Origin of the sequence: Kribbella albertanoniae, from assembly GCF_004348455.1 — a bacterium.
GTDB lineage: Bacteria > Actinomycetota > Actinomycetes > Propionibacteriales > Kribbellaceae > Kribbella > Kribbella albertanoniae.
In genome coordinates this window covers 1-12313 of sequence record NZ_SMKA01000060.1, presented here as the reverse complement: position 1 = coordinate 12313, position 12313 = coordinate 1, and the positions used below count along the sequence as shown (strand labels likewise).

Below are 12313 nucleotides of genomic sequence, written 5' to 3'. Positions count from 1 at the left end.
GTCGCGGAGCTCTTGACACCCGCTCCACGCCGTCCGTAGCGTGCGCGGCGTGAGAAGTTAACGCTTCTTTCCGGTGAATTCACGTCATTCGACGATATTTCCCGAGCTCAGGAGGAACCGTGGCATCCGTATTCGAGCGTCCCGTCAGCCGTCGGCGTCTCTTGCAGCTGGCGGGTGGGGTGACAGCGGCCAGCACCCTGGCGGCGTGTGGTGGCAGCTCCTCCGGCTCCGGCGGCGGCCAGCTGAAGGTGATCGGCGCGGGCAGCCAGGAGGCCGGTCTCCGTAAGGCGCTGGAGGAGTACAAGGCGAAGAACGCCGACTTCGACTTCAACCTGTCCTTCTCGCCCGCCGACCAGTTGCAGACCTCGCTGCGGGCGCAGTTGGCGGCCGGCAACGCGCCGGATCTGCACGCGGTCTACCCGGGCAACGGCAGCGCGATGTCGATGGTCCAGCTGAGCAAGGCGAAGCTGCTGGGGGATCTGAGCGACCAGGCCTGGACCCAGAAGATCCCTACCGGCTTCAAGGGCGCCTACCAGCAGGACGGCAAGACCTACATCTTCTCGCCGGGTACCAGCGTGCTCGGCGCCATCTACAACAAGAAGGCCTTCGCGAGCGCAGGGGTCGAGCCGCCGACGACCTGGAGCGAACTGCTGACAGTCTGTGAAACCCTTAAAAAGAAGGGCATCGTGCCACTCGCACTGGGCGCACAGACCCCGTGGGTGACGCAGCTGATCAACTACGCGCTGGTCCCAGGCACGGTCTACGCCAAGCAGCCCGACTTCGACGACAAGATGGCAGCAGGCTCGGCGTCCTTCGCGGGATCCGGCTGGGCCGACGCGATGAACAAGTACCTGGAACTGCAGAAGCGCGGCTACTTCAACGCGAACCCGAACGGAACGACGTACGAGCAAGCCACCTCGATGGTCGGCACCGGCAAGGCTGCGATGGCTGTTCAGGTCTCGGCCGTTCTACAGGCCTACCGGGCCGCCGCGCCGAAGCCGGACGACCTCGGGATGTTCCCGTTCCCGGCGACCGACACCGTCGCGGACAACTGGATCCCGGGCGGGATCGTGGTCGGCATCTCCGTCAGCGCGAAGAGCAAGAAGGCCGACCAGGCCCGCAAGTTCATCGAGTTCTGCGCACAGCCCGACGTCGTCAACGCCTGGGCCGAGGCGGTCGCGTGTGTTCCCTTGTACTCCGAGGGCGAGGCGAAGGTCGATCCGGTTCTGAAGCCCTTCCTGCCTTATCTGGCGGACAACAAGGCGGTCCCGTTCATGGACCAGCGCTGGCCGAACGCGGAGGTCCAGCCCACGCACTTCGCCGTCGTCCAGGAGCTGCTCGGCGGGAAAACCACAGTCGACGGAGCACTGAAGAAGATGGACGAGGCCTACCGGAAGAGCGCATGACGACGGTACGGCGGATGGGCGGGCGCGGCGGCATCGCGCCACCCTGGATGTTCGCCGTACCGGCGTTGCTGGTCTACGCCTTGGTGATGCTCTACCCGAGCATCGTCGGCGCGGGGTCGGCGTTCACGGACTGGTCCGGTGTCGGGGAGGAACGGTCATTCGTGGGGCTGGAGAACTTCCAGCAACTGCTCCACGACGACCAAGCGCTTGGTGCGTTGCGGAACACGCTGCTGCTCACCGTTGCGATCGTGGTGGTGCAGAACGGGCTGGGGTTGCTGCTGGCGCTCGGCGTACACACCACCATCAAGAGCCGGATGGTGCTGCGGGTGATCTTCTTCGCGCCGGTCGTGGTCAGTCCGGTGATGGTGTCGTTCCTCTGGAAGTACGTCTACAACCCGGCCCCCGACGCAGGACTCAATGCCGCGCTCGGGGCGGTCGGCCTCGGCGCGCTACGCCAGGACTGGCTGGGGAATCCGTCGCTGGCGATCTGGTCGGTCGCGTTCACAGTGATCTGGCAATGCGCCGGGTACTCGATGGTGATCTTCCTGGCCGGGCTGGAAGGCGTGCCGCCGGAGCTGCACGAGTCGGCGATGGTGGACGGTGCCGGGACGGTTGCGCGGTTCCGGCACATCACCTGGCCGCTGCTCGCGCCGGCCGTGACGATCAACGTGATGCTGTCCACTGTCGGTGGGCTGACGTTGTTCACCCAGATCATCGCGATGACCAACGGTGGTCCTGGCTATGCCACCGACACCTTGTCGACCGTGCTCTACAAACAGGCGTTCGTGTTCGGCAAGTTCGGTTACAGCACCGCGGTTGCGCTGGTATTGGCGATCTTCGTCGCGGCGGTGTCCTTCGTCCAGATCGGCTACCTGCGGAAGAGGGAGACGGCCGCATGAGGACGCCGTACCGGCCACGCACGTTTGTGCTCGAGCTTGTGATGGTGGCCGTTGCAGTCGCCTTCTTGTTCCCGGTCTACGCCCTTGTCACACTGGCGTTCAAGGATCCCGGGCAGATCGCGAACGCACCACTCTCGCCACCCAATCCGCCGTCGGTGGACAGCTTCGGCACGGCCTGGCAGTCGGCGTCGCTCGGCTCGGCGCTGCTCAACAGCACCCTGATCACCGTGACCAGTGTGGTCGCGCTGATCGTGCTCGGTTCGTTGGCCGCGTACTTCCTCGCTCGCCGCGCCTCGCGGTTGAGTTACAGCCTCTACATCCTGTTCCTGGTCGGGATCATCCTGCCGTTCCAGCTCGGCATGATTCCGCTGTACCAGCTCGTCAACGACCTGGGCCTGCTCGGGACGTACCAGGGCATGATCCTGTTCTACACCGGGATCCAGCTGCCCTTCACGGTGTTCCTCTACACCGGTTTCATCCGGTCCCTGCCCGCCGACTACACCAACGCGGCGCTGATCGACGGGGCTTCACACCTGCAGGCCTTCCGGCACGTGATCTTCCCGCTGCTGCGACCGATCACCGGCACCGTACTGATCCTCAACGCCGTCCACATCTGGAACGACTTCTTCACCCCACTGCTCTACCTCGGCGGCTCCGGCCGCGAGACAGTACCGGTCCGAATCTTTGCCTTCGTCAACGAATACACGTCCGACTACGGCCTGGTCGCAGCCGGCCTGGTGCTCGCCGCGCTACCGATCCTGATCATCTTCCTACTCCTGCAGCGCTACGTAATCCGAGGCTTCTCCAGCGGCCTCAAGGGATAGCCCGTTACTGCGCGGGCAACCGGGCACCGCACCCGGCCGAGCCAACAACCGGGGGCTTGAACAGGAAACGGTGGGCGTGAACAGGTCATTACTTATTCACACCCACCACAGACTGTCCACACCCCCCTGAGTTGGAGGGCGGTGCCCGTCACGGAATCCTGGTCGATCTGACCGCGATCGCCATCGTCGTCGAAAGTAGTCCGGCCAGCAGCGCGACGGCGAAGCCGTGGTGGGCGCTCTGGCTGTCGACGATGCCTCCGGCAAATGCCGCGCCGAGTGCTATGCCCGCAGCAGCGCCAGAGTTGAGCCAGGTGAAGGCCTGGGTCAGTACGGCTGGCTCGACGGACGACTCGGTGAGTACCGCGGAGATGGTCTGGAACGGCGCGATCGCCAAGCCAGGGAGGGCGAGTGCGATTCCGACTGCCCAGGGGTGATCGACGACCAGCAGCGGGATCGTCGTGATGGTGAGGATGCTCAGTGCGAGGACGAACTGGTTCTGGACGTCCATTCGCCAGCGGCGAGCGCCGTACGCGAACCCAGCGAACAGGCTGACCAGACTGGTGATGCTGTAGAGCGGTCCGGCCAGTGACGGCGTTCCGCGGGTGACGGCGTACGCGGTGACTGAGACCTGCATGCTGCCGAAGAACAAGCCGATACCGACGTTCGTCATCACCAGTGCAAGGAATCGCTTGTGCAGCAAGCGACTTGAGCTCACCTGCTGACCACGCCCGACAGGGGGCGGCGCCGTACGACGCTGTGCGGCCAACGTGAATCCGCCGGCCAGCACCAGCCCGGTGGCGAGGGCAGAACCGGCGACTGGGCTCCAGAGTGAGCTGACCAGGCCGACCAGCGCCGGGCCGACCAGGAAGGCGATGCCGATGCTCAAGGCCTCGAGTGTGAAGGCGGACGACAGCAAAGGTGATCCACGCAAGGCGTAGGACCAGCGTGCTGAGGTTTGTGCGCCCAGCTGGGGTAGCGATGCGCCCGCCAGCACACCGGCGGTGACGAGCACCCAGAGTGATGACTGCGCCACGGTCAGACCGATCAGGACTGCGATGGTCATCGCGTGGACCAGCAGGATGATCGGCAGTGTGCGGGTCTGGCCGAAGCGGTCGATCAGACGGGCGACCTGCGGTCCGGCCAGCGCTTCGGCGACGGCGAAGCCACCCGTCACGGTGCCGGCGACGGCGTACGAGTCAGTGGATCCGTGGACCAGCCAGACGATGCCGAGGCCCGTCATGGCGATCCCGATGCGGGCAGGTGCGGCTGCGAGGTAGAACTTCCACGCCCCGGGAGTACGGAGTACTTGGGCGTAGCTGAGCCGTCCGGTGAGTGCCGGCACGGTAGAGCCTTCCGCTGCCCGTCGGGGCGGGGACCGACCGTGGGCGTCCTGCTTCACCGGTCTGCCGAATCCGCCTACAACCGTCCATGTTCGGCAGGAAGCGGGGACGCGCGCCGCCTACCGGCTCTGTCAACGGGCAGAAATCATCGTTTCAGATTGATGCGCTCAGCTTACCGTCTTTCAGCACCGGCACCGAAAGACTCTGATCTACCTCTGCCGCGATCCGGACGTCTTCGGGATAACCGTACTGCGTGAGCTCGCGACCGCCGGCGCAGTCGTGCAGGAGCGTCGGCAGCTCGTCGGCCACCGCGTCGTACGCCGCCACTGCCGCTCGGGCCTCTGGTGAGAGGTCGTCTGTATCCAGAGCGCTGAGGAATCCACCTGCACCCCAGAGGTCCTCGACGGCCGGTCTGAGCGAGCCGTCCCGCCAGCGCTCCCCGGCTGCGATCGCGACGACCTTCAGGCTGGGGTCCGCGGCCAGACGCTGGCTGGCCCACTGCGCGGCGGCCAGCCGGTTGCGGAGCGAGACCGCGATGACGGTGGCACCGCTGTCGCTGAGTTGCTGCGCGACGGTCGAGCCATTGGGTGACGGCAGCACCAGCCGGGTCACTCCGGTCGCCTGACGGATGGTGACCGGGGACAGACTCACGTCACCGGGGCCGGCTTCAGAACGGCCGACTGCCAGGTGAGCGTCGTACTGGCTCGCGTAGGCGACGGCTGTCTCGTCACGCCAGCGATACGGGTAGACGTCGATGCCGAGGTCGGCCGCGACGGTGACTGCGGTGGTGAAGGACAGCACGTCGACGACGGCGACCAGGTGTCCGGCAACCACCTCGGCACCGACCGGACCCCAGTCGAAGCCGACGCGGAAACCGTGCTGGGCGTACGGGCTGGTCATCCGACGCATCCTGCCGTCGGGGTGACCAGCCCGGCAACCCGGTTTAGACCCGTGTTTAAGCCAGCACGTCCGCGGCGGTCGCGGACGAGTCGCGCAGGAAGGTCGTGCAGCGCTCGGCCTCTTCGGTCTCACCGATGATGCCGGCCGCCTTGCCGAGGACGGCCAGGCAGCGCAGGAAGCCGCGGTTCGGCTCGTGCTCCCACGGAACCGGGCCGTGGCCCTTCCAGCCGTTGCGCCGGAGCGCGTCCAGACCGCGGTGATAACCGGTGCGTGCATAGGCGTAGGCCTCGATGGTTTTCCCCTCGGCGAGGGCCGCCTCGGCCAGCGTCCCCCAGGCCAGCGAAGAGGCCGGGAGCTTGGCCGCGACCTCCACTGCGGGGGTACCGGCGGCGAGTTCCGCCGCGGCCGGGTCCACGGGGAGTAGTGTCTCGGGTGGGCCTGAGAGCAGATTGTTCAATTCCATAAGCACATCTTCGCCGATCACGCCGCCGACCCGGCACGTGACCGTCTGGCGAAATCCGTTGACCGTTCACCGACCGGCCACGGATGCTTGAGACCCTTGCGTCAACACCGCCGTGGTTCCCAGCTACGGCCGGAAGGAGGCACCGGATGAGCGTCATAGTCCTGAACGCGTCGTACGAGCCGCTGCACACTGTCTCGATCCAGCACGCCATCCGGATGCTGGTCCGCGAGGTCGCAGTGGTGGAAGAGGCGCACGGCGAGCGAACTATCGGCCCTTTCCCGGTCCCCCGCGTGCTCCGCCTGGTCCGCTACGTGGTCACCCACTGGCGCTACGCCGCCGGCCGGATGAAGTACTCCAAGCACGGAGTCCTGCGCCGCGACAAGTTCCGCTGCGCCTACTGCGGCCTCGCCAACGCCGACACCATGGACCACGTCCAACCCAGGTCCCGAGGCGGCCGCACCGAGTGGCTCAACGCGGTCGCCGCCCACGCCTCGTGCAACGAGCGCAAAGGCAACCGCACCCCGGTAGAGGCCAACATGCCCCTCCTCTGGCAACCCTGGGTCCCAACCAGAGCCGAGCTCGTCATAATCACATGACGAGCATTTTTTATGCCTTTTTCCAGGTACCACGGCCAGATTGAGATCACGACGGTCGCCGACCGCCCGCACCTGGCCGGCGCCACCCTGGACGCCGGCCCCTGGCCCGACTTCATGCGCCACAACCGCGTCTCCGAGGCCTACTTCCACCGCACCCTGACCGACTTCCCCACCACCTGCCTGATCGCTACCACTCCGGATGGTCAGGTGGTCGGTGACGCCCATGCGGTCCAGCTGGCTCGACGTGCCGAGTTCCCCACCGGCGGCTGGGAACAGGCGGTCGTCTGGGCCTTCGCCGACCTCCACCGCGGCGTACAACCCGACACCACCTGCGCACTCAACATCAGCGTCGCTCACCACCTCCAGGGCCAGGGCCTGGCCGCCGCACTGCTATCCGCACTCCGCGAGACCGCCGCCGAGCTCGGCCACAGCTCGCTGCTCGCCCCCGTCAGGCCGAGCCAGAAGTCTGCCGAGCCGCAAACCCCAATGACCGAGTACGCCGCTCGCACCCGACCGGATGGTTTGCCGTTCGACGCGTGGCTCCGCACGCATGCCCGGGCCGGTGGGGAGATCGTCACGACGGCCCCTGCGTCATGGGTCGTGGTGGGATCCCTCGACGAGTGGCGCCAGTGGACCGGGCTGCCGTTCGACGAGAGTGGCGAGATCGAGGTCCCGGGCGCCCTGGTACCGGTTCGGTGTGACATTGCCCAGGATCGAGCCGTGTACGTCGAGCCGAACGTGTGGGTTCTCCACAGGTTGGAAGTTGGTGGGGGAAAGCGGGGGTGATTGCTGCAACTTCTTGGGTATGAATCCTCAACTAGCGGTGATGGCCTGCCTTCGGGGTGGGGTCTTTCGGCGGGCGGATGCCCGGGCTTGTGGTTATGACGACGCGGATATCGACTATCTGCTGGCGACCGGTGGGTGGCGGCGAATCCGGCGCGGGACGTATGCGGAGCAGCGGGCGTTCGAGGTCGTGACGGAGAAGGCGTTGTACCTGCGGCGGGTGCATCGCGCGCTCCGGGCGGCCGGTGGGATGGTGTTTGCCAGCCATCAGTCGGCCGCGGCTCTGCATGCCTTGCCGGTGTGGGGGCTGGATCTGTCGACCGTGCACGTGACGGCCGCCTCGGGGCGCAGCGGGCGAGTCGGCGGTGTGTACCGGCACATCCGGGATCCGGTCGGCCCCGGCGTACTGATCTGGAACAGGTTGCCAATGGTGTCCGCAGCCCGAGCAGTCGCCGAGGTGGCCGCGACCTCGCCAACCATCCCGGCGATCGCCCTGGCCGACGCCGCCCTGTACGCCGGGCTCGCCACCAAACGCACCCTGCGCCGCGCGGCAGGCCTCCTCCCGTACGGCGGGGATCGCGCGCTCGGCGTGTTCGCCCACTGCCGGGGTTCGGCGTCGGTGGCCGAGTCGCGGCTGCGGTTCATCCTGAGTGCAGCCGGCCTCCCCGACCCGGCCGAAGCGCTCCCGCCCGGCCTCGAGATCGCAGAGCTGGAGGCAGCCCTCTGGTTCCCCGAGCAACGCACCCTGCTCGAGTTCGAGCCCCGCCACCCCTATTGGCACGAAGAGCTCGAAGAAGACGCCGACCAACCACCACCGCCACCCACCGCGGACGGCCCACCCCCAGTCGAAACCTGCTGGATCCCCTGGACCGACCTCGACCACCCGAAGACCGTGCTCGACCGCATCACGAGCACGTTCGCCCGGGCAGCCCGCCGGACCGACATCCGGCACGTCGACTTCGCCCGGATGTGACCGAGGGGCCCATCGCGTCAGCGATGAGCCCCTCGAAACACCAGACCTGCAAGGAGAAACCAGATGTCAGGCGTTCAGCGAGGTGCCGGTGGAGCGGAGGCTCTCGCAGGCTTCCTTGACGCGGTCGGCCATGCCGGCCTCGGCGGCCTTGCCCCAGGCGCGGGGGTCGTAGGCCTTCTTGTTGCCGACCTCACCGTCGACCTTCAGCACGCCGTCGTAGTTGCCGAACATGTGCGCGGCGACCGGACGGGTGAAGGCGTACTGCGTGTCGGTGTCGACGTTCATCTTGATCACGCCGTGGTCGACCGCGGCGCGGATCTCCTCCAGGGTCGAGCCGGAGCCGCCGTGGAAGACCAGGTCGAACGGGCGCTCCTTGCCGATCTTGGCGCCGACCGCGTCCTGGATCTCCTTCAGGATCTCCGGGCGCAGCTTGACCGAGCCCGGCTTGTAGACGCCGTGCACGTTGCCGAAGGTGAGTGCGGTCAGGTAGCGGCCGTGCTCACCGGCGCCGAGGGCCTCGACCGTGGCCAGGCCGTCCTCGATGGTGGTGTAGAGCTTGTCGTTGATCTCGTTGGCGACGCCGTCCTCCTCACCGCCGACGACCCCCACCTCGATCTCCAGCACGATCTTGGCCGCGGCCGCCTTGGCGAGCAGGTCCTTGGCGATCTCGAGGTTCTCCTCAAGCGGCACCGCGGAGCCGTCCCACATGTGCGACTGGAACAGCGGGTTCTCACCGCGCGCGACGCGCTCGGCGGAGATCTCCAGCAGCGGCCGGACGAAGCCGTCCAGCTTGTCCTTGGGGCAGTGGTCGGTGTGCAGGGCGATGTTCACGCCGAAGTTCTTGGCGACCTCGTGCGCGTAGGCCGCCAGGGCGACCGAGCCGGTGACCATGTTCTTCACGGTCGACCCGGACAGGTACTCGGCGCCGCCGGTGGAAACCTGGACGATGCCGTCCGAGCCCGCCTCGGCGAAACCGCGGATCGCGGCGATCAGCGTCTGCGAGGAGCTGACATTGATGGCCGGGTAGGCGAAGCGGTTCTGCTTGGCCTTGTCCAGCATCTCGGCGTAGACCTCAGGGGTGGCAATAGGCATGTCTCGCGGTACTCCTCACAACAAAGTTCCTGTGGGTTGAGCTCCAGTATCACCGCCGGGCACTTCGTCGTACCCAGCAGCCTGCCTGCCGAGCCGGCCAGGTGGCCGGGGAGCGAACAGCAGACGAACAGACCAGTTGATGAACAGGACCGATCCAGTTTGTTACAGCTTTCACGCCGATCCGGAACGCGGGCCCCGCGGGGTGAGGGCCATGTGCAGCCGGTACCGGTCGGCCCGGTAGGCCGACCAGGACAGCTCGACGACCTTGCGGCCGGCGAAGGTGGTGCGCTCGAGGACCAGCAGGGGTGCCCGCCTGGCCACGCCGAGAACCCGGGCCACATGACCGTCGGCGTTGTCCGCCCGGACGGTCTGCTCACCGGAGGTGACGACGACGTCGTACTCGCTGGCGAAGACGTCGTACAGGGTGCCGAGCTCGCGGCCGAGCAGGCCGGGGAAGAGCGCGGACGGATAGAAGCCGACCTCGTAGGCCATCGGCGAGGCGTCGGCCGTGCGCAGCCGCTCGACCCGGATCACCTTGGTGCCCTTGGCGACCCGCAGTCCCTTCGCGGTCTCGTCGGAGGCCTCGATCTCGGTGGCCGACAGCACCACGGTGCCGGGCTCCAGGCCACGCGCGCGCATCTCCCGGGAGAACGACGTGAGGTGCAACTGGGAGTCGACCTGCGGGCCGGTGACGAAGGTGCCCTTGCCGTGCACCCGCTCCAGCGCGCCGGACTCGACCAGGTCGCTGATCGCCTGCCGGACGGTCACCCGGGACACGTTCAGCTTGTCCACCAGGGCCCGCTCCGAGGGGATCGGATCCCCGGGGTGCAGCTCGACATCGATCAGTCGTTCCAGCACCGATCGGACCTGGGCCCGCTTCGTCGCCACCATCGAAACTCGATCCTCCAGACCTGGGCGGGACTCGGGGGTGCCCCGGGACGCCGCTCACTGCTATCGTGCGCAGCATACCTGTTAAGACCAGATAGGACCAGTGATCGTAGTGGTGTCTGTCCCCGCCCCGGCAACCCAGATGGCGCGCGAGATCGCCGAGCAACCGGCCGCCCTGGCCGCGACGTTCGAGCACGTTCTCCCGCTGCGGCACGACATCACGCGGCTCGCCGCTGGTCGCCGCAACGTCATCTTCGTGGCCAGGGGATCGTCCGACAACGCGAGTGTGTACGGCCGCTATCTGACCGAGATCCACGCCGGCCGCCAGGCCGCGCTGGCCGCTCCGTCGGTCGCCACCCTGTACGGCGCCAACCTCGACCTGTCGAACTCGCTGGTCGTCGCGGTCAGCCAGTCCGGAGCGACCCAGGAGATCGTCGAGACCGCGGAGTGGGCCAAGCGCAACGGCGCCGCCGTGGTCGGCATCACCAACGACGGCGACAGCCAGCTGGCGTCGACCGCCGACGTCGCGCTGATCACCCAGGCCGGCAAAGAGCTCGCCGTACCGGCGACCAAGACCTACACCACCCAACTGGCCGCGATCACCGTCGTCGTCGATGCGCTCGCGCAGAAGCCGGGCACGCTGGACGCCGATATCGCCCGGGTCCCGGATGCCGCCGCGAAGATGCTCGAGGGTTCGGTCGAGGAGGCCGCCGCGCTGCTCGCCGGTGCGCACGACGTGCTCGCCAGCGGCCGCGGCCTCACCTTCGGCACGACGCTCGAGGTGGCGCTCAAGCTTGAGGAGACCTGCCTCCAGCCGGTCCGCGGCCTGTCGTACGCCGACCTGAAGCACGGCCCGATCGCGGTCGTCGACGCCGACCTGGTCACCATCCTGGTCGCCGCCGGCGAGGGCCCGGCGCTGCCCGGCATGACCGAGCTGGCCGGCCTGGTCCGCGAGAAGGGCAGCAAGATCCTCGGCATCGGCGGCGACCCGATCTTCGCCTCCCGCTGCGACGTGAACCTGCCCGGCCCGGACCTCCCCGAGACCCTGGCCCCGCTGGCCCTCGTCATCCCGGCCCAGCGCGCGATCGAGGCCCTGGCCCGCAAACTCGGCCTCGACCCCGACGCCCCCCGCGGTCTGCGCAAGGTCACCCAAACCGACTGAGGTAGCGGCCAGAACCTGTCCTCTTCTGCTGGGAGAGTAGAGACATCAGAACAGCACGAGAGGGTGTGGGCAGATGTTGCGAGGCATGGCGACGGTGAGTTTCTACGCGGACGACGTGAAGGCGGCGCGCGACTGGTACGCGGGGTTCCTCGGAGTCGAGGCGTATTTCGCACTGCCGTCCCAGGAGGAGCCGGCGTACGTCGAGTTCCGGATCGGGGACTTCCAGGCCGAGCTCGGCATCATCAACGCCAAGTTCGCCCCGCACAAGGTGGACGGTGGACCGGCCGGCGCCATCCTGAACTGGCACGTGGACGACCTCGAAGGAACGCTGGCCCGGCTGGTCGAGCTCGGCGCCACGGTCAACGAGGGAATCGTCGACCACGGCGACTCGGGCTTCCGGACGGCCTCGGTCGTCGACCCGTTCGGCAACCTGCTCGGCATCATGAACAACCCGCACTACCTGGAGATCGTCGAGTCGACCCGCTCCTGACCCACCACCCGAGGCCCACGCCCCTGACAACCAGTCAGCCGGCGTGGGCTTCGTCGTACCCGCCCTACCCAATCACCCACACGCCACCCCACCTTTAGCACCCACCAACCACCAAACACCCGCCCGGACGGTCGAACCGTGCCCCAGGTCCCCCACGCGCGCCACCTTGAGCACCCCTCAACCACAACCCGCACCCAGCGACGGTTGAACCGTGCTCAAGGTGGACCCGAGCGCGACTTTGAGCACCCATCAACCACGGAGCAGCCGCACGGATGGTTGGACCGTGCCCAAGGTCCCCCACGCGCGCCACCTTGGGCACCCCTCAGCCACGAACCGCACCCGGGAACGGTTGAACCGTGCTCAAGGTGGGCCGGCGCGACTTTGGGCACCCATCGACCATGGAGCGGCTGCGCGGATGGTTGAACCGTGCTCAAGGTGGGGGTTAGAGGTGGCCTCGGTGTTTTAGGGCTGTGGTGATTTGGGTGGCTGCCTGCAAC

Annotated in this window: 13 protein-coding genes; 8 read left to right on the top strand and 5 right to left on the bottom strand. The window is 67.4% G+C overall.

Annotated features, from left to right (window positions below; genetic code table 11):
• Positions 1-119: 119 nt before the first annotated feature.
• From E1261_RS15865 to E1261_RS15855, 3 genes are read left to right on the top strand one after another with little or no spacing between them, the layout of a single operon-like run.
• A complete protein-coding gene (locus E1261_RS15865) occupies positions 120-1406 on the top strand; it encodes an ABC transporter substrate-binding protein (RefSeq protein ID WP_132407327.1) in 1287 nt (428 codons plus the stop codon).
• Entirely contained in the window at positions 1403-2305 is a 903-nt protein-coding gene (locus tag E1261_RS15860) for a carbohydrate ABC transporter permease (protein ID WP_132407325.1), read from the top strand. The genes E1261_RS15865 and E1261_RS15860 overlap by 4 nt, the downstream gene beginning before the upstream one ends.
• Positions 2302-3129 (top strand): carbohydrate ABC transporter permease, encoded by an 828-nt coding sequence (locus E1261_RS15855; RefSeq protein WP_132407323.1) that lies wholly within the window; start codon positions 2302-2304, stop codon positions 3127-3129. The genes E1261_RS15860 and E1261_RS15855 overlap by 4 nt, the downstream gene beginning before the upstream one ends.
• A 148-nt stretch (positions 3130-3277) precedes the next feature.
• Here E1261_RS15855 and E1261_RS15850 read toward each other — a convergent pair whose 3' ends face one another.
• The 3 genes from E1261_RS15850 to E1261_RS15840 form a co-directional block, all read right to left on the bottom strand.
• Positions 3278-4471 carry an MFS transporter gene (locus E1261_RS15850; protein WP_132407321.1) on the bottom strand — a complete coding sequence of 398 codons (1194 nt, stop codon included), beginning with the start codon at positions 4469-4471 and terminating at the stop codon, positions 3278-3280.
• Between the two features lie 151 nt (positions 4472-4622).
• Entirely contained in the window at positions 4623-5369 is a 747-nt protein-coding gene (locus E1261_RS15845; RefSeq protein ID WP_132407319.1) for a 2-phosphosulfolactate phosphatase, read from the bottom strand.
• A gap of 55 nt (positions 5370-5424) precedes the next feature.
• Positions 5425-5832: a DUF3151 domain-containing protein gene (locus tag E1261_RS15840; protein ID WP_132407317.1), complete on the bottom strand. Its 408-nt coding sequence runs from the start codon at positions 5830-5832 to the stop codon at positions 5425-5427.
• 146 nt (positions 5833-5978) lie between these two features.
• On the opposite strand from E1261_RS15840, the gene E1261_RS15835 reads away from it, so the two are divergent.
• The 3 genes from E1261_RS15835 to E1261_RS15825 are packed head-to-tail and all read left to right on the top strand — an operon-like array spanning position 5979 to position 8184.
• The gene (locus E1261_RS15835) at positions 5979-6428 is read left to right on the top strand and encodes an HNH endonuclease (protein WP_132407315.1); all 450 of its coding nucleotides are present in this window, start codon (positions 5979-5981) and stop codon (positions 6426-6428) included.
• A gap of 12 nt (positions 6429-6440) precedes the next feature.
• The gene (locus E1261_RS15830; protein ID WP_132407313.1) at positions 6441-7214 is read left to right on the top strand and encodes an N-acetyltransferase; all 774 of its coding nucleotides are present in this window, start codon (positions 6441-6443) and stop codon (positions 7212-7214) included.
• Positions 7215-7233: 19 nt separating this feature from the next.
• Complete coding sequence (locus tag E1261_RS15825; RefSeq protein WP_238176249.1) at positions 7234-8184, top strand: type IV toxin-antitoxin system AbiEi family antitoxin domain-containing protein; 951 nt, start codon at positions 7234-7236, stop codon at positions 8182-8184.
• Between the two features lie 66 nt (positions 8185-8250).
• Here E1261_RS15825 and fbaA read toward each other — a convergent pair whose 3' ends face one another.
• A complete protein-coding gene (gene fbaA, locus E1261_RS15820) occupies positions 8251-9276 on the bottom strand; it encodes a class II fructose-bisphosphate aldolase (protein ID WP_132407311.1) in 1026 nt (341 codons plus the stop codon).
• Between the two features lie 171 nt (positions 9277-9447).
• Positions 9448-10167: a GntR family transcriptional regulator gene (locus E1261_RS15815; RefSeq protein WP_132407309.1), complete on the bottom strand. Its 720-nt coding sequence runs from the start codon at positions 10165-10167 to the stop codon at positions 9448-9450.
• A 112-nt stretch (positions 10168-10279) separates the two neighbouring features.
• Here E1261_RS15815 and E1261_RS15810 point away from each other — a divergent pair, with 112 nt between their 5' ends.
• The gene (locus tag E1261_RS15810; RefSeq protein ID WP_238176248.1) at positions 10280-11326 is read left to right on the top strand and encodes an SIS domain-containing protein; all 1047 of its coding nucleotides are present in this window, start codon (positions 10280-10282) and stop codon (positions 11324-11326) included.
• An 85-nt stretch (positions 11327-11411) separates the two neighbouring features.
• The gene (locus E1261_RS15805; RefSeq protein WP_238176247.1) at positions 11412-11816 is read left to right on the top strand and encodes a VOC family protein; all 405 of its coding nucleotides are present in this window, start codon (positions 11412-11414) and stop codon (positions 11814-11816) included.
• Positions 11817-12313: the final 497 nt, after the last annotated feature.